This is a genomic window from Geodermatophilus sp. SYSU D00700 (assembly GCF_054050255.1).
Window position 1 is genome coordinate 19,767 of sequence record NZ_JBJGZA010000007.1, and the last position, 25,112, is coordinate 44,878.

The following is a 25,112-nucleotide window of genomic DNA, read 5'->3' on the forward strand; positions in this document are numbered from 1 at the left end:
GTCCGGGCCCGGGCGGGGGTGCCGGGGAACACGGCCGGTCCCGGGCGTGCTGCTCGGTACCGTGGCAGACGTGAAGAAGGTGGTCGTCCTCGACTACGGCTCGGGCAACCTGCGGTCGGCCGAGCGGGCGCTGACCCGCGTCGGCGCCGACGTCACCGTGACCGCCGACCGGCAGGCCGCGCTCGACGCCGACGGCCTCGTCGTCCCCGGCGTCGGCGCGTTCGCGCACTGCATGCGCGAGCTGCGCGCCGTCGACGGGCCGCGCACCATCGGCCGCCGACTGGCCGGCGGGCGGCCGGTGCTGGGCATCTGCGTGGGCATGCAGGTCCTCTTCGAGCACGGTGTCGAGCACGGCCACGACGCCGAGGGCTGCGGGGAGTGGCCGGGCACGGTGGAGCAGCTGAAGGCGCCGGTGCTCCCGCACATGGGCTGGAACACCGTGGAGACGCCCCGCGACACCGTGCTCTTCAGCGGGCTGGCCGGCGAGCGCTTCTACTTCGTGCACTCCTACGGCGTCCGCGAGTTCACCCTCGGCCAGGACGGCCGCCCGGGTCCGCTGGCGCCGCCGAAGGTGACCTGGGCCGAGCACGGCGATCGCTTCGTCGCCGGGGTGGAGAACGGCGCCCTGTCGGCCACCCAGTTCCACCCGGAGAAGAGCGGTGACGCCGGCGCCCAGCTGCTCACCAACTGGCTCGCCACGCTCTGAGGCGCGCCCCGTCGGTCAGTGCTCCCTGACCGCCTGGATGAGCGCACCGACCCCCGACACCCAGCCGCCGCCCGCGGCCACCCACTGCGCGGTGGCCTTCGTCTCCCGGGTCTGTCGCGCCTGCTCGCAGGCGCCGGCCAGGAGGTCGGCGCCGACCGCGTACGGGCAGTCGGGACCGGCGGGGAGCAGGACGAGCACCCCCAGCCCGACCACGAGCACCGCCAACCCGGTCCACAGGAGCAACCTGCCCATGGCCCACCCTCCTCCGGCGCCGCAGCGGGGTCCTCGGTGCTGAGGACGGCGGGGGAGGGGCGTCTGATACACGCCCGGAGCGGCGGAGTCCCTGCTCACTGCAGCGGGACCGGCGGCTGCGTCCACCACGGCGCGTCGACCACCTCCACCCGCCGCACCCACTTGACCCACCAGTAGCCGCGCCGGCCCGGCGCGACCAGCCGCACCGGTGCGCCGTGCCCGGCCGACAGGCGCCGGCCCGCGCAGTGGGTGGCCAGCAGCAGGAACGCCGCGTCGGCCAGCGGCAGCCGCCGCCGGTAGCCGGTCACCGACACGACGTCCACGCTGCCGCCCTCGGGCAGGTCCCGGCCGGCGAGCAGCCGGTCCAGCCGCACCCCGCGCCACTCCTGCTCGGCGTACCAGCCGCCGGTGCAGTCGAGGACGGCGGTGAGGGTGTCGCCGCGGTCCAGGTCGTCCGCGCGCAGCCGGGTGGTGCGGCCACCGGCCACCAGCTCGAGCGCGTCCCCGGCGTCGGCCGGCACGGTGTCGGTGAACCACTGGGTGACCGGCATCGCCGACGGGTCGCCGCTGCCGCGCTCGTGCGAGCCGGTGGCCCGCCGCCGCGCGCCGGGCGCCCCGGTGAGCCGCAGGCCGCCCTCGACCGCGGCCCACAGCGCAATGGCGCCGGCCGCCAGGCCGCCGGCCTGCAGCAGCGCCCGCCGGGAGACGTCGGCACGCCGCGGCCGCTGCCGGCTGCCGACGGCGTGCAGGACCACCAGCAGGCCGGTGCCGACCCCCGCGGCCACGTGCACCTGCAGCACGCCCACCCCGGCCACCGTGGTGCCCGCCGCGCTGTGCAGGACGCCGGTGCCCACGGTGAGCGCCAGGAGCACGGCCAGCGCCCAGGCGACGGCGGGGTCGCGCCGCCCCTGGGTCCGGCGCCTCGCGCGCTGCACGACGACGGTCTTCCACGGCACCAGGAGCAGCAGGCCCAGGCCCGCGGCCCCGTGCGCGGCGGCAACGACGCGGGACGGCAGCGGCGTGCCGACGCCGAAGGCCAGCACGCCGGCGGTGCCCGCGACCACGAGCAGCGCCAGCAGGCCGAGGTTCGTGCGGCGCCCGGCGCGACGGGGGAACGCACCGGCCGGCATCCCCGGAGTGTCCTCCCCGCGCCCCTACGGTGACCCGGTCCCGCACCCGGTCGAGGAGGCCCGTTGCCCGCGTCGCGCCCGTCCGCGCCGGCGCCCGAGGTCCGCGGGCGGCGCCGCGGCGCGCTCGTCGTCCTGGTCCTCCTGGCCGCGCTGGCCGCCTGGAGCGTGCTGGCGCTGCAGCCGCCGGACCCGGCGCCGGCCGACGCGCCGCCGACGTCGTTCAGCGCCGCCCGCGCGGCCGCGCACGTGGAGGCGGTGGCCGGCGAGGTGCACGTGACCGGGAGCCCCGCCCAGGACCGCGTGGTCGACGGGCTGGTCGCGACCCTCGGCGGTCTCGGGCTCGACACCCGCGTGCAGAACGCCGTCGGGACGCGGGTGACCGGACCGGGCGCCGCCGACCTGGCACGGGTGCGCAACGTCGTCGCGGTCCTGCCGGGCACCGACCCCACCGGCCGGCTGGTGCTCACGGCCTCGTCGGACTCCGCGCCCACCGGTCCCGGCGCCGGCTCCGCCGCCGGCGTGGCCGTGGTGGTCGAGACCGTTCGGGCGCTGCGCGCGGGGGAGCCGCTGCGCAACGACGTCGTCGTCGTGGTCACCGACGGCGGGCAGGCCTGCGGGTGCGGTGCCGAGGCGTTCGCGGCCAGCCACCCGCTGGCGACCGGGGACGGGGTGGTGCTCGACCTCGACGTCCGCGGCGCCGGCGGCCCGGCGGTGGTGGTGGCGACGTCGCCGGGTCCGGCCGCGCGCTCGGCGGTCGGCAGCAGCGCCGTCCTCGAGCTGTACCGCGAGCTGCCGGGCGGCACCGGGCGCGGCGTCCTGCCCGCCGCGCCTGGGCTGACCCTCGCCGCCGTCGACGGCGCCGCGGGTTCCGGCACCCCGCAGGACACGCCGTCGCGGCTGGACCGGGGCACCCTGCAGGCGCTCGGCGACGCCACACTGACGCTGGCCCGGGAGCTCGGCGACGCCGACCTGTCCGGCGGGACCCCGCCCGGGGACGCCGGCGCCACGTGGTTCCCGGTGCCGTGGGGATCGGCGGGCTACCCCGGGACGCCGGTGTGGCCGTTGGCGGGCGCCGCGGTGCTGGGGGTGGCGCTGCTCGCGGCGCTGGACCGGCGGCGGGGGTCGCCGCCGTCCCGGACGCTGCTCGGCGCCGCGGCGTCGCTCGTGCCGGTGGTGCTCGCCCCGCTCGCGGTGGCCGGGCTCTGGCAGCTGCTGGTGGTGCTGCGGCCGGGGTACGCCGCCATGGCCGACCCGTGGCGTCCGGGCTGGTTCCGGCTGGCGGCGGTCGCCGTCGTCGCAGTGGTGGTCCTCGGCTGGTACGGGCTGCTGCGCCGGCGCCTGGGCGCGGCCGCGCTGCGGACCGGGGCGCTGGTGGTGCTCGCCGTGCTCGCGGTCGGGCTGGCCGCTCGGGCGCCGGGGGCGTCGTACGCGGCGGCGCTGCCGGCGCTCGCGGCGGTGCTCGCCGGGCTGCTGCCCGACCGCGCGCGGCTCGGAGGCGCCGCCCTGGCCGGCGCCGTCGCGGTCGGGGTGCTCGCCCCGGTGCTGCTGCTGGTGTTCCCGGCGTCGGGGCTCGCGGCCGGTGCCGTGCCGGCCGCGGTCGCCGCCGTCCTCGCGCTGGTGCTCCTGCCGGTGTGGGAGGAGCTGTTCCCGCCCGGCGGGGGCGCCCTGCGGTCGGTCGCCGTGCCCGGGGCGGCGGCGGGGCTCGCCGTGCTGCTGGCCGCCGTCGGGCTGGCCGTGGACCGGTTCGACCAGCAGCACCCCGTGCCCAGCCGGCTGGCGTACGTGCTCGAGGCCGACACCGACGAGGCGTGGTGGGTGAGCACCGAGGAGCGGCCGGGGGAGTACACCGCGCGCCACGTCGGCACGCCGCGGACGCTGCCGCACCACTACCCGTACCTGGGCGGCCCGGTGGCGGCCGCGCCCGCGGAGGTCGCCGACCTGCCGGCGGCGGCCGTGGAGGTGCTCGACGACCGGGTGGCCGACGGCGCCCGGACCGTGACCGTGCGGGTACGCCCGCAGCGCGCCGTCCGGCTGGTCGCCCTCGACCTGGACAGCGGCGGCGGGCGGGTGGTGTCGGCCCGTGCCGGGGCGCGTGACGTCCCGGCCGGGGCGCTGGGGGAGGACCGGCTGCGGCTGACCTTCCACGCGCCGCCGCCCGGCGGGGTGGAGCTGACGGTCACGGTGGAGGACGCCGGGCCGCTGCGGCTGCGGGTGGTCGACGGCAGCGACGGGCTGACCGGGCTGCCGGGTCTCGAGCCGCGCCCGCCGGGGGTGGACGCGGCCGGCGCGCCGGGCTCGGACCTGGTGGTCGTGGGAGCGACGACCGACCTCGGCTAGGCGTCCGCGGGATCTGTGGACGGCCTCCTCACCTGGGGATACGCCTCGCCGAGTGGTCGCGGGTCGGCTATGATCGAACACGTGTACGAAGTGGTGGAGCAGGCGACCGACGGGACGTTCCGGTCCCTCGGCTGCTTCGCCGACGACGGCACACCGGTGTCCCGCGTCGAGCTGTTCGCCGCGATCGGCCCGCTGCCCTCCACCGACGAGTTCATGGCCGCCGCGTGCCCGCCGGGCAGTCCCGAGCGGGCGGCGCTGCCCGACCGGTGGGTCGTCCGGCTGATCCAGCTCGCCGAGCGCCGCGCGGCCGCGCTGGCCGCGGAGCGGGCCGAGCTGGTCGGCCTCCTGGCCGCGCAGCGACCGGCCGAGGGTGCCGTGCCCGAGGTCATGGACGTCAGCGAGTGGCTGCCCTGCGAGCTCGGCCTGGTGCACCCCTACGGCGAGCGTCGGGTCGGCCGGCTGGTCCGGACGTCGCTGGCGCTCACCCGCCGGTTCCCGGCCACTCTGGAGGCGCTGCGCCGCGGCGAGATCGACGAGGAGCGCGCCGAGGCGGTCGTCGACCTGCTCGAGCCGCTGGACCGGGCGTTGGCCGCGCGGGTGGAGTCCAACGTGCTGCCGGGTGCGGCTGGCCAGACGCCGGCCCGGCTCCGCGCCGCCCTCCGTTGCCGGATCGACCGGCTGGACGCCGACGCCCGCGAGCGGCGCCACCGCCGGGCCCGCGCCGCCGCCGACGTCCGCTGGTGGCCGACCGAGGACGGCATGGCCCGGCTGGTGGCCGACCTGCCGCTCGCCGAGGCCGCGGCGTGCGGGACGGCGATCGACGCCTGGGCGCGCCAGCTCCGCGACGGCGGCGACGACCGGCCGGTCGGGCAGCTGCGCACCGAGGTGTTCCGCGCCCTCGTCCTGCGGCCCTGGGCCCGGCGTCCGGCGATCAGCGTCGCGCTCGTCGTGCACGCGACCCTGTCCACGCTGGGCGCTGGGAACGAGCCGGCCGAGGTCGACGGGCACCCGGTCAGCGCCGCGCGGTGCCGGGCGCTGCTCGCCGAGGTCGGCGCGCTCGGCCTGGACCGCCCGGACGGCGGCACGCTGGAGTTCGCCGTCCACGACCGGGCCGGTGACCTGGTCGCCGTGGGCACCCGGCGGGCGGTGGAGCGGGGCGCCCGCGGTGAGGGGTTGCGCCGGCCGCCGGACACCCCGCACTACCGTCCCCGCGCCGGCCACCGCCGGTTCGTGGCGGTCCGCGACCGTCGGTGCCGCCATCCGCACTGCAACCGGCGGGTGGGCCGCACCGACCTCGACCACTGCACCCCCTGGCCGGCCGGCGCCACGGGCTGCGACAACCTCTGCTGCCTGTGCCGCCCGCACCACCGGCTCAAGACCCACGCCCCCGGCTGGTGCTTCCGGCTGCTGCCCGGCGGCCGGCTCGAGGTGACCACGCCCTCGGGCGTCACCCGGGTCACCGATCCGCCGCGGGTCGTCGACGTCCCACCGGTCCGGGCCGGCGCACCTCCCCGGCGCGACCGCGGGGGCCGATCCGCCGCCCGACACCGCCTGCCCGTTCGGAGACCACGGTCACCGCCGGGCGGGAGGGCGCCTCAGTCCTCCGGCCCGGCCCAGTGGCGCCGGACCAGCTCCGCGCCGATGGCGGCCAGCTCGGCGCGCACCGCGGTCGGTTCCACCACCTCGACGGCCGCGCCGAAGCCGGCGAGCTGCTCGGCCACCGAGCGGACGGTGTGGGCGGCGACCCGCAGCTGCACGCACCCGTCGCCGTCCGGTCCGCCCACGACGGCGCAGTGCCGGCCGAACCGGTCGCCGAGCACCGCCGCCAGGTGGGCGGGCGCCCGCACGGTCGCCGTCACCAACGACCGGCGCCGCTCGACCTCACCGGCGACCTCGTCCCAGGCACGGGGCAGGTCGAGGTCCGCCGGCCGCTCGAACGCCGCGCCGGTCACGACCGCCGCGCCGATCCGGTCCACCCGGAAGGTGCGCCGACCGGCGGGGGTCCCCGCCACGAGGTACCAGGTGCCGTCCTTGTCCACGAGCCCCCACGGCTCGGCCCGCCGCCGGGTCGGGGCGGCTCCGCGGCCGGTGTAGTCGAACTCGACCACCCGCCGCCCGACGACAGCGTCCATCAGCAGCGCCACCTCCGGGCGCTCCCGTGCCCGCTCGCCCCAGCCGGCGGGGTCGACGACGACCGCCTCGGCGGCGGCCGCGGCGTCCGTGCGGAACGCGCCGGGCAGGGCCTGCAGCAGCTTGCGGAGCGCGGAACGGGCGGCGGGCGCGGCCGAGGAGGCCGGGCCGAGCAGCAGGAACAGCGCCCGGGCCTCCGGGCCGGTCAGCCCGCTCAGGTCGGTGCGGGCGCCACCGATCAGCCGCCATCCCCCGCCCCGGCCGGCCTGCGGGTAGACCGGGATCCCCGCGGCCGAGAGTGCCTCCAGGTCCCGCCGCGCGGTCGCCACCGAGACCTCCAGCTCCCGGGCGAGCGAGGCCGCGGTGACCCGGCCCCGGGCCTGCAGCAGCAGGAGGGCGGCGACGAGCCGGTCGGCGCGCATGCCGCCGAGGATGCCGCGGGAAGTGCTCAGGAGGTGAGCACTTCTCCCCGGAGCATGGGATCCAGCGGGACGCAGCGAGCGCCCCGACCGACGGAAGGACCCTCCCGTGCTGCGAGGCCTGGCCACCGTGACCCTGACCGCCGACGACGTGCCCGCCGCGGTGCGCTGGTACGCCGACGTGCTCGGCGTCGAGCCCTACTTCGTCCGCCCGGTCGAGGGGCCGCCGGCCTACGTCGAGTTCCGCGTCGGCGACGACGAGGACGAGCTCGGCATCATGGACGCCCGCTACGCGGCCTGGCCCGTGGGCCGGCCGGCCGGCGTCGTCGTCCACTGGCACGTCGACGACCTGCCCGCCGTCGTGCACCGGCTGGAGACCGTCGGCGCCACCGTCGTGCAGCCGCCGACCGTGCGCGGCGAGGGCTGGAGCACCGCCGTCGTCGCCGACCCGTTCGGCAACCTGCTCGGCCTCATCACCAGCCCGCACTGGGCGGCCGCCCACGGCGGCTGACCGGGTCAGCTGCGCAGGTAGGACGCCCCGTTGACGTCGACGATCGTCCCCGTGCTGAACCGCGCCTCCGGCGAGGCCAGCCACACCACCGCCGAGGCCACCTCCTCCGGGCGGGCGACCCGGCCGAACGGCGACTGCGCGCGCACGGCGTCCCCGCCGGGGCCGTCGAGCACCTCCCGCGCCATCTCGGTCTGCACGAAGCCCGGCGCCACGGCGGTGACCGAGATGCCCAGGGGCGCGAGCGCCAGCGCCATCGACTGGGCGAAGGCGTTCAGGCCCGCCTTCGACGCGCCGTAGGCCGGGTTGTCCGGCTCGCCCCGGAAGGCCCCGCGGCTGGACACGTTCACCACGGCACCCCCGCCGGCCGCGCGCAGGTGCGGGACCGCGCGGAAGGTGGCGTGGGCCGCCCCGGCCAGGTTCACCGCGAGCGTCTCGGCCCACACCCGCTGCCACTCCTCGTAGGAGGAGGTCAGCGGCGGGGAGGCGACGAACACGCCGGCGTTGTTCACCAGCACGTCCAGCCCGCCCAGGGCGCCGGCGGCGTCGTCGACCATCGCGCCCACCGCCGCGGCATCGGCCATGTCGGCCTGCACCAGCGCATGGCCGGAGCCGGTCAGCTCGGTGAGGACGGCCTCGGCCCGGTCCCGGGAGGCGCCGAAGTGGACGGCCACCCGGTCGCCGCGCTCGGCGAAGGCGCGGGCGATCGCGCGGCCGATGCCGCGGGAGCCACCGGTCACGAGCACGGCACGGGAGGAGGTCACGGGCCGGGAGTCAACCAGCGGCCCCGGTGCACCACCTCGTCGAGCCCGCGCCGGCCGCGCCGCAGCGACGGCGAGCGCCGGTCCTCGCTGCCCGGGTACCCGACCGACACCACCCCGACCGGGCGGTGCGAGGGCGGCACGCCGAACGCGGCCCGGAAGGCGTCCACCCGCTCCGCGGGGACGCCGAACAGGCAGGCGCCGAGCCCCTCGTCGACGGCGGTCAGCAGCATCAGCAGCGCGGCCATCCCGGCGTCGACGTCCCAGTACGGCACCGGCCAGCGGGCAGCGACACTGGCAGGGTCCCGGTCGGTCCAGCCCTTGTCCGGCTCGGCGTAGCGGTCGAGGTAGGCGTCCTTCGACGACAGGGGCACCACCAGCAGCGGCGCCCGCCGCATCCGGGTCAGCCAGCCGTCCGGAGCGCCGGGACCCGCGGTCACCGACCAGAACAGCTCGCGGTCGGCGGCCGACTCGAGCACCAGGAACGCCCAGCCCTGGGTGAACCCGGCCGACGGCGCCCGGGTCGCGTGCTCGAGCAGCCGCTCCCGCACCTCGGGCGGCACCGGCCGGTCGGGGTCGTAGTCGCGCACCATGCGGCGCCTGCGGACGACGTCGGCGAACTCCACCCCCGCAGCCTGCCCCGGGTGGGGCAGGCCACGGCGCGTCGGTCCCTAGGCTGGGAGCGTGCCGACCCTCCAGTTGCTCCCCGCCGTCGACGTCGCCGACGGCCAGGCCGTCCGTCTCGTCCAGGGGGAGGCCGGCAGCGAGACCTCCTACGGCGACCCGCTCGACGCCGCCCTGCAGTGGCAGCGCGACGGCGCGGAGTGGGTGCACCTGGTCGACCTCGACGCCGCCTTCGGCCGGGGCAGCAACCGCGAGTTGCTGGCCCGCGTCGTCGGCGCGCTCGACGTCGACGTCGAGCTCTCCGGCGGCATCCGCGACGACGAGTCGCTGGCCGCGGCCCTGGCCACCGGCTGCCGCCGGGTCAACCTCGGCACCGCCGCGCTGGAGTCGCCCGAGTGGTGCGCCCGCGCCATCGCCGAGCACGGCGACCGCATCGCCGTCGGCCTCGACGTCCGCGGCACCCGGCTCGCCGCCCGCGGCTGGACCCGCGAGGGCGGCGAGCTCTTCGAGACCCTCGCCCGCCTCGACGCCGAGGGCTGCGCCCGGTACGTGGTCACCGACATCACCAAGGACGGCACGCTGCGCGGCCCCAACCTCGACCTGCTCCGCGACGTCTGCGCCGCCACGCCGAGGCCGGTCGTCGCCTCCGGCGGGGTCAGCTCGCTCGACGACGTCCGGGCGCTGGCCGGTCTCACCGCGGTGGGCGTCGAGGGCGCCATCGTCGGCAAGGCCCTCTACGCCGGCGCCTTCACCCTGCCCGAGGCGCTCGCGGTCACCCGGGAGGCCGCGGCGTGACCGTGCGGCGCATCGGCTCCGGCGGGCCCTGGGAGGAGCTCGTCGGCTACAGCCGCGTCGTCGTCGCCGGGCAGCAGGCGTGGGTCAGCGGCTGCACCGCCACCGTCGACGGCGAGGTCGTGCACCCCGGCGACGTGGCCGCGCAGGCGCGGGTCGCCTTCGGCGTCCTGGTCGACGCGCTCGAGTCGGCGGGCCTCAGCGCCGCCGACGTCGTCCGCACCCGCATGTACGTCACCGACACCAGCCGCTGGGAGGAGGTCGGGCGTGTGCACGGCGAGGTCTTCGGCGCCGTCCGGCCGGCCACCGCGATGGTCGGCGTCGCCGCCCTGCTGCACCCCGACATGCTCGTCGAGGTCGAGGCCGACGCGGTGCGGGTCCGATGAGTCTGGCCGTCCGCGTGATCCCGTGCCTCGACGTCGACGCCGGCCGGGTGGTCAAGGGCGTCAACTTCGTCGGCCTGCGCGACGCCGGCGACCCGGTCGAGATGGCCCGCGTCTACGACGCCGAGGGCGCCGACGAGCTGACCTTCCTCGACATCACCGCGAGCTCCGGCGACCGGGAGACCACCTACGACGTCGTCCGGCGCACCGCGGAGAGCGTCTTCATCCCGCTCACCGTCGGCGGGGGCGTGCGCAGCCCCGACGACGTCGACCGGCTGCTGCGCGCGGGCGCGGACAAGGTCGCGGTCAACACCGCCGCCGTCGCCCGGCCCGAGCTGATCGGCGAGATCGCCGACCGCTTCGGCAACCAGGTGCTCGTGCTCTCCCTCGACGCCCGCCGGGTGCGCGACGGCGCGGTCACCGACTCCGGCTTCGAGATCACCACGCACGGCGGCCGCCGCGGCACCGGCCGGGACGCCGTCGAGTGGGTGGTCCAGGCCGCCGCGCTCGGCGTGGGCGAGGTGCTGCTCAACTCCATGGACGCCGACGGCACCCGCGCCGGCTTCGACACCGAGCTCATCCGCGCGGTGCGCCGCGAGGTGTCCGTGCCGGTCATCGCCAGCGGCGGCGCGGGCGCGGTCGAGCACTTCCCGCCCGCCGTGGAGGCCGGCGCCGACGCGGTGCTCGCCGCGAGCGTCTTCCACTTCGGCACCCTGCGCATCGGCGACGTCAAGGCCGCCCTGGCCGGCGCCGGCGTCCCGGTGCGGACGGCGTCGGACACGCCGCTCAGCTAGCCGGCGCCCCGTCCCGGACGGCGACCCGGGCGACGCCGCGGCGCCCGGCGGCCCACAGCAGCACCTCCAGCGGCTCGCCCTCGACGGTGGTGACCGCCGAGCCGGCGCGGATCCGCTTGCCCGGTCCGGGGACGTCGCTGCGCTGCAGCACCAGCCCGCCGGGGTAGCGCGGCGCGACGGCGCGGGCGAACAGCTGCGCCGCGGTCCACAGCCGGTCGGCGTCGGCCAGCGGGAGCGCCCGCGGCTCCCAGCCCGGCTGGGCGCGGCGCACGTCCTCGTGGTGGATCGCGAACTCGGCGCTGTCCACGAGCGCCGCCACCGGCGCCCAGCTCGTCGGCAGCCAGGCCGGCGGGCCCTGCCGGACGCGGGTCACCAGCTCGGGGTAGGGGGTCGAGGCGCGCAGCCGGTCCTCCAGCCGGGCCGAGTACGCGTGCGCCCGTTCGCCGACCGGGGTGCGCTCCAGCGCGTAGCCGGGCAGGGCGTCGGGCCGCCGGTCGCGGGTGACCAGGTGCGCCGCCAGGTGCGCCGTCGCCCACCCCTCGCAGCAGGTCGGGGCGTCGGGTCCGAGGTCGTCGAGCAGGTCGGCGAGGGCCGCGCGCTCGCGGGCGGCGAACGGGCGGGAAGCATCGGTCACCGCGGCGGGTTACCGACGGTGCGCTCCCCGGAAACCCGGCGGCCCCACCGTCGCCGATCGGTTAGCGTGACTAAGTACGCGGCAGGCCGCCGCCCGATCCCGAGGAGACCCGTGCCCCCCGCTCGAGACGCCGTCGTCCGGCGGGGACTGCGCCACGTCGGCCGCGCGATCGCCGAGCAGCCGGGCATGTTCACCCTCGCCGTCCTGGCCAGCAGCCTCTACGGCGCGATGACCGTGCTGTCGGCCTACGTGATCGGTGAGGTCACCGACCGGGTGGTGCTGCCGGCCTTCGACGAGGGCGACACCACCGCCGGCGCCCTGACCCTCGCGGTCGCGATCGTGCTGGCCGTCGCGCTGCTCAAGATCCTCGGCATCCTCGGCCGCCGGCTGTTCGCCGGGATCATGGCCTACCGGCTGCAGGCCGACTACCGCCGCCGGGTCACCGCCCAGTACCTGCGGCTGCCGCTGTCCTGGCACCAGCGCCACCCGACCGGCCAGCTGCTGTCCAACGCGAACTCCGACGTCGAGGCCGCCTGGTTCTTCGTCTCGCCGCTGCCCTTCGCCTGCGGCGCGCTGGTGATGATCGCCATCACCGTCGTCGCGCTCGTGGTCACCGACCCGCTGCTGGCCCTCGTCGGCCTGGTCGTCTTCCCGCTGGTCTTCGCCGTCAACGTCGTCTACTCGCAGGTGATGAGCCCGCGGATGCGCCGGGCCCAGCAGCTGCGCGCCGAGGTCAGCGAGATCGCGCACGAGAGCTTCGACGCGGGCCTGGTGGTCAAGACCCTCGGCCGCGAGGACGTCGAGAGCGCCCGGTTCACCCAGCGCGCCCTCGAGCTGCGCGACGGGCTGGTCGCCGTCGGCCGGGTGCGCGGGTTGTTCGACCCGCTGATGGAGGCGCTGCCCAACCTCGGCACCCTCGCCGTGCTGCTCGTCGGCGCCGGCCGGGTCGCCGGCGGCGGCACCGACCCCGGCGACCTGGTGAGCATCGCCTACCTGTTCACCCTCCTCGCCCTGCCCATCCGCGCGATCGGCTGGGTGCTCGCCGACCTGCCGCGCGCCCTGGCCGGCTTCGACCGCGTCACCCCGGTCCTCGACGCCACCGGGGAGACGCCGCACGGCGCCGAGACCGCCGTCCGCGGCGACGGCGGCGCGGGCCTGGCGCTGCGGGCGGTCGACCACGCCTTCGACGGCGCGTCCCGGCCGGTGCTCTCCGGCGTCACCTTCGACGTCGCGGCCGGCAGCACGGTCGCCGTCGTCGGGCCGACCGGCTCGGGCAAGTCCACGCTGGCCGGGCTGCTCGTCCGGTTGGTCGACCCCGCCGACGGCGAGGTGCTCCTCGACGGGGTCGACCTGCGCCGGCTGCGCGAGGGCGAGGTCAGCGCCCAGGCCGCCTTCGTGCCGCAGGGCACCTTCCTCTTCGACGACACGGTGCGCGGCAACGTCACCCTGGGCGGCGACCAGACCGACGAGGAGGTCCGCGCCGCGCTGCGGGTGGCCGCCGCCGAGGAGTTCGTCGACCGGCTGCCCGAGGGCCTCGACACCCGGGTCGGCGAAAGGGGTGCCACCCTCTCGGGCGGCCAGCGGCAGCGGATCGCGCTGGCCCGCGCCGTCGTCCGCCGGCCCCGGCTGCTCGTCCTCGACGACGCCACCAGCGCCGTCGACCCCGCCGTCGAGGCCCGCATCCTCGACGCGCTGCGCTCGGCCGACCGCCCCTCGACCGTCGTCGTGGTCGCCTACCGGCAGGCCACCATCGCGCTGGCCGACGAGGTCGTCTGGCTCGAGGGCGGGCGGGTCACCGCGCGCGGCAGCCACGAGGAGCTGCTGGCCACCGTGCCCGGCTACGCCGCGCTCGTGCGGGCCTACTCGCAGGCGGAGGTGGCGGCGTGAGCGGGCCGGAGCGCGAGGGCGCCTTCGCCACCCTGGGGCGGGGGCTGCGCGCGATGCCGGAGTTCCGCCGCGGGCTGCCGGCCACCTTCGCCCTGGCGCTGGTCGCCACCGCCGGGCGCGTGGTCGTGCCGATCGCCGTCCAGCAGGTGGTCGACCGCGGCCTGCTCGCTCCCGGCGGGCCCGACCTCGACCTGGTCCGCACGCTGGTGCTCGTCTGCGCCGCCGTCGTGCTGCTCACCGGCGTGGCCGTCTACCGGATGAACGTGCGGCTGTTCCGCACCACCGAGACGGCGCTGGCCGGGCTGCGCTCGCGCGCCTTCCGGCACGTGCACGACCTGTCGGTGCTGCACCAGCAGGGGCAGCGCCGCGGCTCGCTGGTCTCCCGCGTCACCAGCGACGTCGACCAGCTGTCGACGTTCATGCAGTGGGGCGGCGTCCTCGGCGTGGTCAGCCTGGGCCAGCTGATCGTGGCCACCGCGGTCATGTTCGTCTACTCCTGGCAGCTCACCCTGCTGGTGCTGGTCTGCTTCGTGCCGCTGGGCTTCGCCGTCCGCTGGTTCGCCAAGCGGCTGGCCGTGGCCTACGGCGTGGTCCGCGAGCGGGTCGGCGACGTGCTGGCCGCCATCTCGGAGTCCGTCGTCGGCGCCCCGACCGTGCGCGCCTACGGCATCCGCGAGCGCACCGCCGCCCGGCTCGACCGGTCCATCGGCCGGCACTACCGCGCCCAGGTCGACGCCCAGAAGGTCACCGCGGCGGTGTTCGTCAGCGGCGAGTTCATCGCCGCGCTCGCCAACGCCGCGGTCGTGGTCGTCGGCGTGCTGCTCGGCCTGGCCGGCCAGATCAGCGCCGGCACGCTGATCGCCTTCCTGTTCCTCGTCACGCTGTTCGTCGCGCCGGTGCAGATGGCCAGCGAGGTCCTCAACGAGGCGCAGAACGCCCTCGCCGGGTTCCGCCGCGTGCTCGACGTCCTCGACACCGAGCCCGACGTCCGCGACCCCGCCGCCGACGGCACCGCCCTCGACCTGCCGCCCGGGCCGCTGGGCGTGCGGCTGGAGCACGTCGCCTTCCGCTACGCGGAGGGCGCGCGCCCCGCGCTGCAGGACGTCGACCTGACCCTGGCGCCGCGCCGCAGCTACGCCGTCGTCGGCGAGACCGGCTCCGGGAAGACGACGCTGGCCAAGCTGGTCACCCGGCTCATGGACCCCACCGAGGGGCGGGTGCTGCTCGGCTCGGACGCCGCCGGCTGGGTGCCGCTGACCGACGTCGCCTTCGCCTCGCTGCGCCGGCGGGTCGGCATGGTGCCCCAGGACGGCTTCCTGTTCGACGCGACCGTCGCCGACAACGTCCGCTACGGCCGGCCGGGCCTCACCGACGCCGAGGTGACGGCGGCCTTCGACGAGCTGGGCCTGGGCGACTGGCTCGCCGGCCTGCCCGACGGCGTCGCGACCTCGGTGGGCCAGCGCGGCGACTCGCTGTCGGCAGGGGAGCGGCAGCTGGTCGCCATCGCCCGCGCGCACGTCGCCGCGCCCGACCTGCTGGTCCTCGACGAGGCCACCAGCGCCGTCGACCCGGCCACCGAGCGGCGGCTCACCCACGCCCTCGACCGGCTCACCGAGGGACGGACGACGCTGACCATCGCCCACCGGCTCTCCACCGCCGAGCGGGCCGACGAGGTGCTCGTCGTCGACGCCGGACGGGTGGTGCAGCGCGGGGCGCACGCCGACCTGGTCGACGCCGTCGGGCCCTACGCCCGGCTGCACGCCTCGTGGCGCCGGTCCTCCGCCGCGGCGCCCGAGCGCGTCGGCTGATCCCCCGGGCGGGCGACGCTCCCTTCTAGGCTGCGCCGCATGAGGATCCCCGTGCCGGCCGTCGCCGCCGCCGTCCTCGCGGGACTGGGCGTGCTGCCGCTGGCGATCGTGGCGTTCCTGGTCTACGCGCTGGGCGGGCTGCAGGCCGACGCCGGACGCGAGTGGTTCACGCTGGTCCTGCTCGTCGTCCCGCCCTTCCTGCAGCTGTTCGCCCTCACCTGGTTCCTGTTGCGGCGCGGCCGGGTGCCCCTGGTGCTCTCGGCGCTGCTCGCGATCGGGGTGGCGGGGCTGGTCGTGGCCACCGCCCGGTCGGTCGGCGAGTCGGTGGGCGCGGGCCCGTTCGTCCTGGCGCTCTGCCCGGTGCTGGCCGCCGGGCTGGCGATGACCCCGGCCGTGGGCCGCTGGCTGGCCGAGGCGCGCGACGCCCGCCGTCGGCCCGCGGCCTGACCGGCCGGGTCCGCGCGGCATGCCGCCGTCCCCGTCCCGCCGCGCGGCGCCCCGGCGGTCCCCCCGGGCCGCGGCCGCGCCGTCGGCTCCCGCCCGGTCCCCGTCCCGGCCGGCGCGCGTCCGGCCGCTGACCGCGCCGTTCGCCGCGGTCTTCGGACTGCTGGTCGCCGCCGAGGACCTCTACCTCGCCTGGCTGCTGTGGGCGCCCGAACCGGGCTGGGACTGGTTCGTGCTCACCCCGGCCGGGCTGGCACTGCTCGCGGTGGTGGGCGCGGTCCTGGTGCTGCTCGGCCGGGGCCGGGGCTGGCTGGTGCTGACCCTCGCCGCCGTCCCGTCGGTCCTGCTGCTGCTCGGCGTCGCGTTCCTCTTCGGCGTCCTCGGGGACGGCCGGTCGGTCGGCTGGGCGCTGCTGCTCCTCGTCGGCCCGGTGGGCTGCCTGGTGCTCGCGGTGCGCCGCCCGATCCGGGACTGGACCCGCCCCCGGCGGGGGACACCGCCGCCGTCGGCGGCCCGTCCGCGCCGCGCCGGGCCCCGCGGCGGCTAGCGTGCCCGCCGTGGTCGAGACAGACGTCGTCGTGGTGGGGTCCGGGCTGGCCGGGTTGGTGGCGACCGCCGAGCTCGCCGACGCCGGCAAGCGGGTGGTGCTCCTGGAGCAGGAGCCGGAGGCGTCCTTCGGCGGGCAGGCCTGGTGGTCCTTCGGCGGGCTGTTCCTCGTCGACTCGCCCGAGCAGCGCCGGCTGCGGGTCCGCGACTCCCTGGAGCTGGCCCGCCAGGACTGGTTCGGCACCGCCGCCTTCGACCGCGCGGAGGACCACTGGCCGCGCCAGTGGGCCGAGGCCTACCTGCAGTTCGCCGCCGGCGAGAAGCGGGCCTGGCTGCGCGAGCAGGGCGTCGGCTTCTTCCCGATCGTCGGCTGGGCCGAGCGCGGCGGCTACACCGCCACCGGCCACGGCAACTCGGTGCCGCGCTTCCACATCGTCTGGGGCACCGGCCCGGGCATCGTCGAGCCCTTCGCCCGCCGGGTGCGCGCCGCCGCCGACCGCGGCCTGGTCGACCTGCGCTTCCGCCACCGGGTCACCGGGCTGGTCGTCACCGGCGGCGCGGTCACCGGCGTGCGCGGGGAGGTCCTCGAGCCCAGCGACGCCGCCCGCGGCGAGGACAGCTCCCGCACCGCCGTCGGCGACTTCGAGATCGCCGCGCAGGCCGTCGTCGTCACCTCCGGCGGCATCGGCGGCAACCACGACCTCGTGCGGAAGAACTGGCCGGCCCGGCTGGGCCCGGCGCCGCAGCGGCTGCTGTCGGGCGTGCCCGCGCACGTCGACGGGCTGATGCTGGAGGCCACCGAGGCGGCCGGCGGCAACGTGGTCAACCGCGACCGGATGTGGCACTACACCGAGGGGATCGCCAACCACTCGCCGGTGTGGAGCCGGCACGGCATCCGCATCCTGCCCGGGCCCTCGTCGCTGTGGCTCGACGCCACCGGCACCCGGCTGCCGGTCCCGCTGTTCCCCGGCTTCGACACCCTGGGCACCCTCGCGCACATCGGGCAGACCGGCCACGAGCACACCTGGTTCATCGCCACCAAGAAGATCGTCGAGAAGGAGTTCGCCCTCTCCGGCTCCGAGCAGAACCCCGACCTGACCGGCAAGGACGTCCGGCTGCTGGTCAACCGCGTGAAGGCCGGCGTCTCCGCCCCGGTGCAGGCCTTCCTCGACCGCGGCGAGGACTTCGTCACCGCGACCACCCTGCCCGACCTGGTCGCCGGGATGAACCGGATCACCGGCGGCACCCCCGAGGTCGACCTGGCCACGGTCGAGCGCGAGGTCCTCGCCCGCGACCGCGCGGTGGCCAACGCCTTCACCAAGGACCTGCAGCTGACCGCGATCCGCGGCGCCCGCAACTACCTCGGCGACAAGCTCATCCGGGTCGCCCCGCCGCACCGGCTGCTCGACCCGCAGGCCGGGCCGCTGATCGCCGTCCGGCTCAACCTGCTGACCCGCAAGACCCTCGGCGGGCTCGAGACCGACCTGTCCGCCCGGGTGCTGCGGGCCGGCGGCGAGGTCTTCCCCGGCCTCTACGCCGCCGGCGAGGTCGCCGGCTTCGGCGGCGGCGGCGTGCACGGGTACCGGTCGCTGGAGGGCACCTTCCTCGGCGGCTGCCTGTTCTCCGGGCGGGTGGCCGGCCGGGCGCTGGCGGCGGCGCTGTGACCGCCCCCGGCAGCCCCTGGGCCGATCCCGCGACCGAGACCGAGCAGGTGGTCTACACCGGGCCGCCGTCGTACGCGACCCCGCCGGTGCCCGGCGCCCTGCCACCCGGGTACGGCTGGCCGCCCCCGTCGGTGCCGTACTGGCCGACCCACGGCCTGCTCGCGCCGGCGCGCTCGCGGCGCCCCGGGCAGGTCGTGGCCGCCGCGGTCCTCGCGTTCGTGCAGGCCGCCCTCGTGGCCCTGACGTCGGCCTACCTGCTCCTGCTGGCCAGCACGCTGGGCCTGGTGTCCCCGGGGTTCGGCGGCGACGCGGACGCCGACTCCCTGGTCACCGAGGCCGTCGTCGTCACCGTCGTGCAGCTGCTGTCGGCGGTCGCGCTGGTCGTCGGCGGGGTGCTGGTGCTCAACCGGCGCAGCCGCGGGTCGTGGCTGACGCTGCTCGTCGCGCTCGCCGTCCAGCTCGCCCTCGCCCTGTACTGGCTGGTCCGGCTGGGCACCCTCGACGGCTTCACCGACGAGGTCGGCCCCGGCGCCGTGCTGGTCGCCGGGGTGCTGTTCTACGTCGCGGCTCCCGCGGTGGGCCTGGGCCTGCTGCTGGCCGGCGGCGTGCGCCGCTGGGCCGCCGACCCGGAGCCGGCCGCCGCGGGCGCCCGGTGACGGGCCGGCCCGGGTCGCGGCCCCGCAGGGCCGCGCGGGGCCGCTGACCCGGCCCGTCCCGCGGGCGGGGGAGAATCGCCGGCATGCCCGCCGTCGACTCCGCCCTCGACCCCGCCGTCGCCGCGCTGCTGCGCCGTGACCCCGCCGGGCTGGTCGCCGCCGTCGTCCAGCAGCACGACACCGGTGAGGTGCTCATGCTCGCCTGGATGGACGACGAGGCGCTGCGCCGCACGCTGACCACCGGCCGCGCCACCTACTGGTCGCGCAGCCGCCGGGAGCACTGGGTCAAGGGCGAGACCTCCGGGCACCGGCAGTGGGTCCGCGACGTGCGGCTGGACTGCGACGGCGACGCGCTGCTGGTGCTCGTCGACCAGGAGGGCCCGGCCTGCCACACCGGCACGCGCTCCTGCTTCTCCCGCGACCTGGAGGTGACCCGTGCGGCTCGGTGAGACCACCCCGTCCCGCGAGGACTTCCTCGCCGCCGACCAGCCGGTCGTGCCGGTCACCCGGCGGCTGCTGGCCGACGGCGAGACGGCGGTCGGGGTCTACCGCAAGCTCGCGGGCAACCGGCCGGGCACGGTGCTGCTGGAGTCCGCCGAGCAGGGCAAGCGGTGGTCGCGGTACAGCTTCGTCGGCGTGCGCAGCGCCGGCGTGCTCACCGAGCGCGACGGGCGCACCCTCTGGCTCGGCGACCGGCTGCCCGGCCTCACCGACGACCTGCCCGAGGACCCGCTGGCCGCCGCGCGCACGCTGGCGCGGCGACTGCGCTCGCCGCGCAGCCCCGACCTGCCCCGGCTCACCGGCGGGCTGGTCGGGTACCTCGGCTACGACGTCGTCCGGCGTCTGGAGCGGCTGCCCGCCACCGCCACCGACGACCTCGGCATGCCCGAGCTGGCGCTGACGCTGGTCACCGACCTGGCCGTGCTCGACCACACCGACGGCACGGTGCTGCTCATCGCCGACGCCTTCCGGCAGACCGCGGACGACCCCGCGGCGGCCTGGGACGACGCCGTCGCCCGGCTCGACGCGATGGCCGCCGACCTCACCAAGGCCGTGCCGCCGGGCGTGGCCACCTTCACCCCCGCCGGGCCGCCCCCGGTGCGCAGCACCATGGCGCCGGGGGAGTACGAGGCCGGGGTGGAGGCCGTCCGCGAGCACATCCGCGCCGGCGACGCCTTCCAGGTGGTGCTGGCCCAGCGGTTCGAGACCGACACCGACGTCGACGCGCTCGACCTCTACCGGGTGCTGCGGGCGACCAACCCCTCGCCGTACATGTACCTGCTGCGCTTCGCCGGCCGGGAGACGCCCTTCGACGTCGTCGGCTCCTCGCCCGAGGCGCTGGTGACCGTCACCGGCGACCAGGCCGTCGTCCACCCGCCGGCCGGCACCCGCCCGCGCGGGGCCACCGAGGAGGAGGACCTGCGGCTGGCCGAGGGCCTGCTGGCCGACCCCAAGGAGCGCGCCGAGCACGTCATGCTCGTCGACCTCGCCCGCAACGACCTCGGCCGGGTGTGCGTGCCGGGCACGGTCGAGGTGCCCGACTTCATGCGCGTCGAGTACTACAGCCACGTCATGCACCTGGTCTCGACCGTCTCCGGCCAGGTCAGCCCCGACCGCGACGCGCTCGACGTCTTCGACGCGACCTTCCCGGCCGGCACCGTCTCCGGCGCCCCCAAGCCGCGGGCCATGGAGATCATCGAGTCGCTGGAGCCCACCCGGCGGGCGCTCTACGCCGGCACCGTGGGCTACGTCGACGCGAGCGGCGACATGGACATGGCCATCGCCATCCGCACCGCCGTGCTGCACCAGGGCCGGGCCTACGTGCAGGCCGGCGCCGGCATCGTCGCCGACAGCGACCCCGCGACCGAGGAGGCCGAGACCCGGCACAAGGCCCGGGCGGTGCTGTCGGCGATCGCGACCGCGGAGGGCATGCGGGAGGTGCGGTGAACCCGCGGCGGGAGCTCGGGACGGCGCTGGCCGGCTGCGCGCTCGCCGGGGCGCTGGCGCTGTCGGCCGGCGGGCAGACCTGGTCCACGGTCACCGTCACCCGCCGCCCGCCGCTGCCGCCGGTCACCGAGGCGCTGACCGGCGCCGCGCTCGCGCCGCTGGTCCCCGCCGCCGGCCTGCTGCTCCTCGCCGCGGGGGTCGCCGTCCTCGCCGTGCGGGGCGCGGCCCGGGCCGCCGTCGGCGCGCTCGTCGTCCTCGCCGGGGCGGCGCTGGCCTGGTCGGGCCTGCGGGTGCTCACCGGCGCCGCGGACACGGGGACGGCGGCACCGGGGGAGCGGCGCACCGCCGACCTGGCCGCGGCCTGGCCGGTGCTGTGCCTGGTCGCCGCGGCCGTCGCGCTCGCCGCCGGCGGGCTGGTCCTCGCCCGCGGACGGCGCTGGCCCGCGATGGGGCGACGCTACGAGCGCGCGCCGGGCACGGCCGTCCCTGCTCCGGCCCCGGCCCGCACCGACGAGGACCGGGCGCTCGACGCCTGGCGCGCGCTCGACCGCGGCGACGACCCGACCGACGACCCGGCCGACGACCCGGCGCCCGGCCCGCCGGGCCGTCATCGCTAGGGTGTGACGACCGTTCCGGCGGGGGCCGGGACCCCCGACGACCAGCAGCGAGGAGGCGGTGTGACCGTCCTCGACGACATCGTCGCCGGCGTCCGCGAGGACGTCGCGGCGCGCGAGGCGGCCACCCCCCTGGCCGAGGTGAAGGCCGCCGCCCGCGACGCCCGCCCCGCGCTCGACGCGCTCGCCGCGCTGCGCGAGCCCGGCGTGGGCGTCATCGCCGAGGTCAAGCGGCGCAGCCCCAGCAAGGGCGCGCTCGCGGACATCCCCGACCCCGCGGTGCTCGCCCGGCAGTACGCCGCAGGCGGCGCCCGGGTGATCAGCGTGCTCACCGAGCGGCGCCGCTTCGGCGGCTCGCACGCCGACCTGGCCGCGGTCCGCGCCGCCGTCGACGTGCCGGTGCTGTGCAAGGACTTCGTCGTCAGCAGCTACCAGGTGCACGAGGCCCGGGCCCACGGCGCCGACGTCGTCCTGCTCATCGTCGCCGCGCTCGAGCAGAACGCGCTGCTCGGGCTGCTCGAGCGAGTCGAGTCCCTCGGCATGACGGCGCTGGTCGAGGTGCACACCGAGGCCGAGGCCGACCGCGCGCTGTCCGCCGGCGCCTCGGTGATCGGCGTCAACGCCCGCGACCTCACCACCCTCGAGATCGACCTGGGCACCTTCGAGCGGATCGCGCCCGGGCTGCCCTCGGGCGTGGTCAAGGTCGCCGAGTCCGGCGTGCGCGGCCCGCGCGAGCTCATCGCCTACGCCGCGGCCGGAGCCGACGCCGTGCTGGTCGGCGAGGGCCTGGTCACCGCCGGCGACGCCCGCCAGGCGGTCGCCGACCTGGTCACCGCCGGCTCGCACCCGGCCGTGCCGCGCACGACCCGCTAGACCCCGGCCTCGCTGCAGGGTCCCGCCGCGAGCCTGCGAGGGGCGGGGGGCAGCGAGGTCCTTAGGCTGGGCGCATGACCAGCAGCGCCGTGCACCCGCCCGAGGACCGACTCGCCCCGGCGCGTCCGTCCTGGCCGGATCCCACGGGCCACTTCGGCGTCTTCGGTGGCCGCTTCGTGCCCGAGGCGCTGATCGCCGCGCTCGACGAGCTGACCGAGGCCTACGAGACGATGCGCGTCGACCCGGCCTTCCTCGCCGAGTTCGCCGCCCTACAGCGCGACTACACCGGCCGGCCCAGCCCGATCACGGAGGTGCCCCGGTTCGCCGAGCACGCCGGCGGCGCTCGGGTCCTGCTCAAGCGCGAGGACCTCAACCACACCGGCTCGCACAAGATCAACAACGTGCTGGGCCAGGCGCTGCTCACCAGGCGGATCGGCAAGCAGCGGGTCATCGCCGAGACCGGCGCCGGCCAGCACGGCGTCGCCACCGCCACGGCCGCGGCGCTCATGGGGCTGTCCTGCACGGTCTACATGGGCGAGGAGGACACCCGCCGCCAGGCGCTCAACGTCGCCCGCATGCGGCTGCTCGGCGCCGAGGTCGTGCCGGTGATCACCGGCTCGCGCACCCTCAAGGACGCCATCAACGAGGCGTTCCGCGACTGGGTGACCAACGTCGAGACCACCAACTACGTCTTCGGCACCGTCGCCGGCCCCCACCCGTTCCCGGCGATGGTCCGCGACTTCCAGCGCGTCATCGGCGACGAGGCCCGGGCGCAGGTGCTCGAGCGGGAGGGCCGGCTGCCCGACGCCGTGCTGGCCTGCGTGGGCGGCGGGTCCAACGCGATCGGCATCTTCACCGCGTTCGTCCCCGACGAGGGGGTCCGCCTGCTCGGGCTGGAGGCCGGCGGCGACGGCGTCGACACCGGCCGGCACGCGGCCACCATCACCGGCGGCTCGCCCGGCGTGCTGCACGGCGCCCGCTCCTACCTGCTGCAGGACGACAACGGGCAGACGATCGAGTCGCACTCGATCAGCGCCGGCCTGGACTACCCGGGCGTGGGCCCCGAGCACAGCTTCCTCCACGACATCGGCCGCGCCGAGTACCGCCCGGTCACCGACGCCGAGGCGATGGAGGCCTTCGCGCTGCTGTGCCGCACCGAGGGCATCATCCCGGCGATCGAGTCCGCGCACGCCCTGGCCGGGGCGCTCGTCCTCGGCCGGGAGCTGGGGCCGGACGCGCTGCTGCTGGTGAACCTCTCCGGCCGCGGCGACAAGGACGTGGAGACGGCGTCGCGCTGGTTCGGCCTCGGCGACCGCGAGCACGTCGAGCCCGGCGCCGGCATGGACACCGACCAGCGGCCCACCGAGGGCGCGGTCAGCAACGACCAGGCCGTCCCCGGCCGGGACGCGGGGGAGTCGGCATGAGCCTGCTCGCCGACCGCATCGCCGCCGCCCGGGCCGAGGGCCGCGCCGCGCTGATCGCCTACCTGCCGGTGGGGTACCCCGACGTCGACACCTCGATCGAGGCGATGGTCGCAGCCATCGAGGGGGGCGCGGACGCCCTCGAGGTGGGGGTCCCGTACTCCGACCCCGGCATGGAGGGCCCGGTCATCCAGGAGGCCATGGACGTGGCCGTCCGGGCGGGCGTCGGGCTGCGCCACGTGCTGCCGGCCGTGCGGGCGGTCGCCGCGGCCGGCGGGGTGCCCGTGGTGATGAGCTACTGGAACCCCATCGAGCGCTACGGCGTCGACCGGTTCGCCGACGACCTGGCCGCCGCCGGGGGGGCGGGGGCGATCACGCCCGACCTCATCCCCGACGAGGCGGGGCCCTGGCTGGCCGCCACCGACCGCACCGGCCTCGACCGGGTCTTCCTGGTCGCCCCGTCGTCCACCGACGCCCGGCTGGCCGCCACGGTCGCGGCGTCCCGGGGCTTCGTCTACGCCGCCTCCACCATGGGGGTCACGGGCACCCGGGCCACGGTCAGCACGGCCGCCGGCGAACTGGTCGCCCGCACCCGCCCGGTGGCCGGGGACCTGCCGATCTGCGTCGGGCTCGGTGTGTCCAACGGTGACCAGGCCGCCGAGGTGGCCGGCTTCGCCGACGGCGTCATCGTGGGCTCGGCCTACGTCCGCGAGATGCTCGACGGGCGCGGCGCGGAGGGGGTCCGGGCCCTCTCGGCCGAGCTGGCCGAGGGCGTCCGCCGGCGCGCCGGGGTGCCCTCGTGAGCGTCCTCGCGGCGATCCCCAGCCCCGCGCAGGGGACCTGGTACCTCGGCCCGCTCCCGCTGCGGGCCTACGCGCTGTGCATCATCGCCGGCATCGTCGCCGCCTGCTGGATCGCCGAGCGGCGCTGGGTGGCCCGCGGCGGGCGGCCCGGGGAGGTCCTCGACATCGCCATCTGGGCGGTGCCCTTCGGGATCCTCGGGGGCCGGCTCTACCACGTGCTCACCACGCCCCAGCCCTACTTCGGCGAGGGCGGCGACCCGCTTCGGGCGTTCGCCGTCTGGGAGGGCGGCCTCGGCATCTGGGGCGCGATCGCCCTCGGCGGCGTCGGCGCGTGGATCGCCTGCCGCCGCCGGGGCATCCCGCTGCCGGCCTTCGCCGACGCCGCCGCCCCGGGCCTGCTGGTCGCCCAGGCCATCGGCCGCCTCGGCAACTGGTTCAACCAGGAGCTCTTCGGCCGGCCGACGACGCTGCCGTGGGCGCTGGAGATCGACCCGGTCCACCGGCCCGACGGCTACGAGGCGTTCGCCACGTTCCACCCGACGTTCCTCTACGAGCTGCTGTGGAACCTCGCCGCGGCCGCCGTCGTCGTGTGGGCCGACCGCCGCTTCCGGCTCTCCCACGGCCGGGCGTTCGCCCTCTACGTCGCGCTGTACTGCGCCGGCCGGCTGTGGATCGAGATCCTGCGCATCGACGACGCCAACCGGGTCCTCGGCGTCCGGCTCAACGTGGTCACCTGCATCGTGGTCGGCCTGCTCGCCGTCGCCTACATGGTCTGGCAGCGCGGCCGGCCGCGGGAGGTCCTCGACCGGGCAGGGAACACCGACGCCGGGGACGCCGCCGACGCCGGGGACGACGCCCGGGACGAGAGCGCGGACGACGTCGGCGAGGCCCCCACCGGCACCGACGCGCCCGGTGCCCGGCGGTCGGGGGACCGCCCCTCCGGCACGCCGGGGGCACCCTGACCGGACGCGCGCCGGAC

At 77.4% G+C, this 25,112-nt stretch carries 25 protein-coding genes and 1 pseudogene; 20 read left to right on the top strand and 6 right to left on the bottom strand.

Annotation, left to right across the window (positions count from 1 at the left end; translation table 11 throughout):
• The first annotated feature begins 70 nt into the window (after nucleotides 1-70).
• Nucleotides 71-706: an imidazole glycerol phosphate synthase subunit HisH gene (gene hisH / locus ACI79V_RS07620; protein ID WP_456888011.1), complete on the top strand. Its 636-nt coding sequence runs from the start codon at nucleotides 71-73 to the stop codon at nucleotides 704-706.
• 15 nt (nucleotides 707-721) lie between these two features.
• Here hisH and ACI79V_RS07625 read toward each other — a convergent pair whose 3' ends face one another.
• On the bottom strand, nucleotides 722-958 hold the full coding sequence (locus tag ACI79V_RS07625) for a hypothetical protein (protein WP_456888013.1): 237 nt from the start codon (nucleotides 956-958) through the stop codon (nucleotides 722-724).
• 95 nt (nucleotides 959-1,053) lie between these two features.
• Nucleotides 1,054-2,088 (bottom strand): molybdopterin-dependent oxidoreductase, encoded by a 1,035-nt coding sequence (locus ACI79V_RS07630; protein ID WP_456888015.1) that lies wholly within the window; start codon nucleotides 2,086-2,088, stop codon nucleotides 1,054-1,056.
• Between the two features lie 63 nt (nucleotides 2,089-2,151).
• On the opposite strand from ACI79V_RS07630, the gene ACI79V_RS07635 reads away from it, so the two are divergent.
• Together ACI79V_RS07635 and ACI79V_RS07640 are read left to right on the top strand one after the other, a co-directional pair.
• A complete protein-coding gene (locus ACI79V_RS07635) occupies nucleotides 2,152-4,425 on the top strand; it encodes a M28 family peptidase (RefSeq protein WP_456888016.1) in 2,274 nt (757 codons plus the stop codon).
• A 387-nt stretch (nucleotides 4,426-4,812) separates the two neighbouring features.
• Nucleotides 4,813-5,457: pseudogene (locus ACI79V_RS07640) on the top strand (DUF222 domain-containing protein); the annotation flags it as partial.
• 563 nt (nucleotides 5,458-6,020) lie between these two features.
• Here ACI79V_RS07640 and ACI79V_RS07645 read toward each other — a convergent pair.
• Nucleotides 6,021-6,977, bottom strand: coding sequence for a helix-turn-helix transcriptional regulator (locus tag ACI79V_RS07645; RefSeq protein ID WP_456888017.1), 957 nt, complete (start codon nucleotides 6,975-6,977; stop codon nucleotides 6,021-6,023).
• A 106-nt stretch (nucleotides 6,978-7,083) separates the two neighbouring features.
• Here ACI79V_RS07645 and ACI79V_RS07650 point away from each other — a divergent pair, with 106 nt between their 5' ends.
• Complete coding sequence (locus ACI79V_RS07650; RefSeq protein WP_456888019.1) at nucleotides 7,084-7,485, top strand: VOC family protein; 402 nt, start codon at nucleotides 7,084-7,086, stop codon at nucleotides 7,483-7,485.
• A gap of 5 nt (nucleotides 7,486-7,490) precedes the next feature.
• On the opposite strand, the gene ACI79V_RS07655 is transcribed toward ACI79V_RS07650, so the two are convergent.
• Nucleotides 7,491-8,246, bottom strand: a complete 756-nt coding sequence (locus ACI79V_RS07655; protein WP_456888021.1) for an SDR family NAD(P)-dependent oxidoreductase — start codon at nucleotides 8,244-8,246, stop codon at nucleotides 7,491-7,493.
• Nucleotides 8,243-8,869 carry a nitroreductase family protein gene (locus ACI79V_RS07660; protein ID WP_456888023.1) on the bottom strand — a complete coding sequence of 209 codons (627 nt, stop codon included), beginning with the start codon at nucleotides 8,867-8,869 and terminating at the stop codon, nucleotides 8,243-8,245. The genes ACI79V_RS07655 and ACI79V_RS07660 overlap by 4 nt, the downstream gene beginning before the upstream one ends.
• 58 nt (nucleotides 8,870-8,927) lie before the next feature.
• Here ACI79V_RS07660 and priA point away from each other — a divergent pair, with 58 nt between their 5' ends.
• Genes priA through hisF form a run of 3 tightly spaced genes read left to right on the top strand, consistent with a single transcriptional unit; the run spans nucleotide 8,928 to nucleotide 10,836 of the window.
• Entirely contained in the window at nucleotides 8,928-9,662 is a 735-nt protein-coding gene (gene priA, locus ACI79V_RS07665) for a bifunctional 1-(5-phosphoribosyl)-5-((5-phosphoribosylamino)methylideneamino)imidazole-4-carboxamide isomerase/phosphoribosylanthranilate isomerase PriA (protein WP_456888025.1), read from the top strand.
• A complete protein-coding gene (locus ACI79V_RS07670; protein WP_456888027.1) occupies nucleotides 9,659-10,045 on the top strand; it encodes a RidA family protein in 387 nt (128 codons plus the stop codon). Before priA ends, ACI79V_RS07670 begins: the two co-directional genes overlap by 4 nt.
• The gene (gene hisF, locus ACI79V_RS07675; RefSeq protein WP_456888028.1) at nucleotides 10,042-10,836 is read left to right on the top strand and encodes an imidazole glycerol phosphate synthase subunit HisF; all 795 of its coding nucleotides are present in this window, start codon (nucleotides 10,042-10,044) and stop codon (nucleotides 10,834-10,836) included. Before ACI79V_RS07670 ends, hisF begins: the two co-directional genes overlap by 4 nt.
• On the opposite strand, the gene ACI79V_RS07680 is transcribed toward hisF, so the two are convergent.
• A complete protein-coding gene (locus ACI79V_RS07680; protein ID WP_456888029.1) occupies nucleotides 10,829-11,470 on the bottom strand; it encodes a TIGR03085 family metal-binding protein in 642 nt (213 codons plus the stop codon). The genes hisF and ACI79V_RS07680 overlap by 8 nt on opposite strands.
• Nucleotides 11,471-11,581: 111 nt before the next feature.
• On the opposite strand from ACI79V_RS07680, the gene ACI79V_RS07685 reads away from it, so the two are divergent.
• From ACI79V_RS07685 to lgt, 13 genes are all read left to right on the top strand, one after another.
• Complete coding sequence (locus ACI79V_RS07685; RefSeq protein WP_456888031.1) at nucleotides 11,582-13,357, top strand: ABC transporter ATP-binding protein; 1,776 nt, start codon at nucleotides 11,582-11,584, stop codon at nucleotides 13,355-13,357.
• The gene (locus ACI79V_RS07690; RefSeq protein ID WP_456888033.1) at nucleotides 13,354-15,165 is read left to right on the top strand and encodes an ABC transporter ATP-binding protein; all 1,812 of its coding nucleotides are present in this window, start codon (nucleotides 13,354-13,356) and stop codon (nucleotides 15,163-15,165) included. Before ACI79V_RS07685 ends, ACI79V_RS07690 begins: the two co-directional genes overlap by 4 nt.
• A 39-nt stretch (nucleotides 15,166-15,204) precedes the next feature.
• Nucleotides 15,205-15,612 (top strand): hypothetical protein, encoded by a 408-nt coding sequence (locus ACI79V_RS07695; protein WP_456888036.1) that lies wholly within the window; start codon nucleotides 15,205-15,207, stop codon nucleotides 15,610-15,612.
• Between the two features lie 19 nt (nucleotides 15,613-15,631).
• A complete protein-coding gene (locus tag ACI79V_RS07700) occupies nucleotides 15,632-16,156 on the top strand; it encodes a hypothetical protein (RefSeq protein ID WP_456888038.1) in 525 nt (174 codons plus the stop codon).
• Between the two features lie 10 nt (nucleotides 16,157-16,166).
• Nucleotides 16,167-17,819: an FAD-binding dehydrogenase gene (locus tag ACI79V_RS07705; protein ID WP_456888040.1), complete on the top strand. Its 1,653-nt coding sequence runs from the start codon at nucleotides 16,167-16,169 to the stop codon at nucleotides 17,817-17,819.
• Nucleotides 17,816-18,475, top strand: a complete 660-nt coding sequence (locus ACI79V_RS07710) for a hypothetical protein (RefSeq protein ID WP_456888041.1) — start codon at nucleotides 17,816-17,818, stop codon at nucleotides 18,473-18,475. Before ACI79V_RS07705 ends, ACI79V_RS07710 begins: the two co-directional genes overlap by 4 nt.
• A gap of 83 nt (nucleotides 18,476-18,558) precedes the next feature.
• Nucleotides 18,559-18,924, top strand: coding sequence for a phosphoribosyl-AMP cyclohydrolase (gene hisI / locus ACI79V_RS07715; RefSeq protein ID WP_456876024.1), 366 nt, complete (start codon nucleotides 18,559-18,561; stop codon nucleotides 18,922-18,924).
• Entirely contained in the window at nucleotides 18,911-20,422 is a 1,512-nt protein-coding gene (locus ACI79V_RS07720; protein ID WP_456888043.1) for an anthranilate synthase component I, read from the top strand. The genes hisI and ACI79V_RS07720 overlap by 14 nt, the downstream gene beginning before the upstream one ends.
• Nucleotides 20,419-21,039, top strand: a complete 621-nt coding sequence (locus tag ACI79V_RS07725; RefSeq protein WP_456888045.1) for a Trp biosynthesis-associated membrane protein — start codon at nucleotides 20,419-20,421, stop codon at nucleotides 21,037-21,039. Before ACI79V_RS07720 ends, ACI79V_RS07725 begins: the two co-directional genes overlap by 4 nt.
• Nucleotides 21,040-21,099: 60 nt before the next feature.
• Complete coding sequence (gene trpC / locus ACI79V_RS07730; protein ID WP_456876021.1) at nucleotides 21,100-21,909, top strand: indole-3-glycerol phosphate synthase TrpC; 810 nt, start codon at nucleotides 21,100-21,102, stop codon at nucleotides 21,907-21,909.
• A 74-nt stretch (nucleotides 21,910-21,983) separates the two neighbouring features.
• Nucleotides 21,984-23,333 (top strand): tryptophan synthase subunit beta, encoded by a 1,350-nt coding sequence (trpB, locus tag ACI79V_RS07735; protein ID WP_456888047.1) that lies wholly within the window; start codon nucleotides 21,984-21,986, stop codon nucleotides 23,331-23,333.
• Nucleotides 23,330-24,133: a tryptophan synthase subunit alpha gene (trpA, locus tag ACI79V_RS07740; protein WP_456888049.1), complete on the top strand. Its 804-nt coding sequence runs from the start codon at nucleotides 23,330-23,332 to the stop codon at nucleotides 24,131-24,133. The genes trpB and trpA overlap by 4 nt, the downstream gene beginning before the upstream one ends.
• The gene (lgt, locus tag ACI79V_RS07745; protein ID WP_456888051.1) at nucleotides 24,130-25,095 is read left to right on the top strand and encodes a prolipoprotein diacylglyceryl transferase; all 966 of its coding nucleotides are present in this window, start codon (nucleotides 24,130-24,132) and stop codon (nucleotides 25,093-25,095) included. Before trpA ends, lgt begins: the two co-directional genes overlap by 4 nt.
• Nucleotides 25,096-25,112: the final 17 nt, after the last annotated feature.

Excerpts from the sequence above, each read along its gene's own strand:
- ACI79V_RS07630 (WP_456888015.1), bottom strand. The coding sequence starts at position 2,088 with ATGCCGGCCGGTGCGTTCCCCCGTCGCGCCGGGCGCCGCACGAACCTC.
- trpA (WP_456888049.1), top strand. The coding sequence starts at position 23,330 with ATGAGCCTGCTCGCCGACCGCATCGCCGCCGCCCGGGCCGAGGGCCGC.
- hisI (WP_456876024.1), top strand. The coding sequence starts at position 18,559 with ATGCCCGCCGTCGACTCCGCCCTCGACCCCGCCGTCGCCGCGCTGCTG.
- hisF (WP_456888028.1), top strand. The coding sequence starts at position 10,042 with ATGAGTCTGGCCGTCCGCGTGATCCCGTGCCTCGACGTCGACGCCGGC.
- trpB (WP_456888047.1), top strand. The coding sequence starts at position 21,984 with ATGACCAGCAGCGCCGTGCACCCGCCCGAGGACCGACTCGCCCCGGCG.
- ACI79V_RS07645 (WP_456888017.1), bottom strand. The coding sequence starts at position 6,977 with ATGCGCGCCGACCGGCTCGTCGCCGCCCTCCTGCTGCTGCAGGCCCGG.
- ACI79V_RS07625 (WP_456888013.1), bottom strand. The coding sequence starts at position 958 with ATGGGCAGGTTGCTCCTGTGGACCGGGTTGGCGGTGCTCGTGGTCGGG.
- ACI79V_RS07700 (WP_456888038.1), top strand. The coding sequence starts at position 15,632 with ATGCCGCCGTCCCCGTCCCGCCGCGCGGCGCCCCGGCGGTCCCCCCGG.
- ACI79V_RS07695 (WP_456888036.1), top strand. The coding sequence starts at position 15,205 with ATGAGGATCCCCGTGCCGGCCGTCGCCGCCGCCGTCCTCGCGGGACTG.